We start from the raw sequence: 1,041 nt of genomic DNA, 5'->3' as shown, positions 1-1,041 counted from the left end.
CTCACAATTAATGCATTTTAGTGTACGGGGCTATCACCCTTTGCTGCGCGACTTTCCAGACGCTTCCACTAACACAAGAACTGATTCAGGTTCTGGGCTGTTCCCCGTTCGCTCGCCGCTACTAGGGGAATCTCGGTTGATTTCTTTTCCTCGGGGTACTTAGATGTTTCAGTTCCCCCGGTTCGCCTCGTATGGCTATGTATTCACCATACGATAGTGTGTCGAAACACACTGGGTTTCCCCATTCGGGTATTGCCGGTTATAACGGTTCATATCACCTTACCGACACTTTTCGCAGATTAGCACGCCCTTCATCGCCTCTGACTGCCTAGGCATCCACCGTGTACGCTTAGTCACTTAACCTCACAACCCGAAGGTGTTTCTGTAAACAGAGACACTGTCGTGCTGTTTATTTGAGAGACTCTATGACAGGTTAATCCTTACCCCAATACATCTACGGAGGGATAAGTTTCAGCTGTCATGTTTCAATTTTCAGCTTGTTCCAGATTGTTAAAGAGCAAAATACTTCGCAGCATACTGTTGCCAGTACACTCTGAAGTATTATCAAGGACCGCATGGATATGGTGGAGCTAAGCGGGATCGAACCGCTGACCTCCTGCGTGCAAGGCAGGCGCTCTCCCAGCTGAGCTATAGCCCCATACAGTCACTTGCAGAAACCTTTATTTACCACTCGCGTGAATAACAGTCTTTCCTGTTGGAAATCCTGTTAATTCGTGCTTAGGCAAGGCATGCGGAAGGGAAGTTTACTTTTGGGTAAACGACCGCGCGCATAACGCAGCATAAGTGCGAATTTGGTAGGCCTGAGTGGACTTGAACCACCGACCTCACCCTTATCAGGGGTGCGCTCTAACCACCTGAGCTACAAGCCTATAAAGGTATTTCTGCTCGTTACTTTTTCATCAGACAATCTGTGTGGACACTGCACGCAACTGCATATCTTTAGGTAAGGAGGTGATCCAACCGCAGGTTCCCCTACGGTTACCTTGTTACGACTTCACCCCAGTCATGAATCACAAAGTG

Annotated in this window: 2 tRNA genes and 2 rRNA genes; all 4 read right to left on the bottom strand. The window is 48.2% G+C overall.

What is annotated here, in order from left to right:
* Positions 1 to 363 (bottom strand): 23S ribosomal RNA (locus JHD74_RS25835); the annotation flags it as partial.
* 219 nt (positions 364 to 582) lie between these two features.
* A tRNA-Ala gene (locus tag JHD74_RS25830) sits at positions 583 to 658 on the bottom strand.
* A 155-nt stretch (positions 659 to 813) separates the two neighbouring features.
* Positions 814 to 890 (bottom strand) — tRNA-Ile (locus tag JHD74_RS25825).
* Between the two features lie 75 nt (positions 891 to 965).
* A 16S ribosomal RNA gene (locus tag JHD74_RS25820) occupies positions 966 to 1,041 on the bottom strand; the annotation flags it as partial.

The organism is Serratia sp. ASV30, from assembly GCF_016428815.1.
GTDB classification, from domain to species: domain Bacteria; phylum Pseudomonadota; class Gammaproteobacteria; order Enterobacterales; family Enterobacteriaceae; genus Chania; species Chania fonticola_C.
This window is presented reverse-complemented; position numbering and strand designations above follow the sequence as displayed.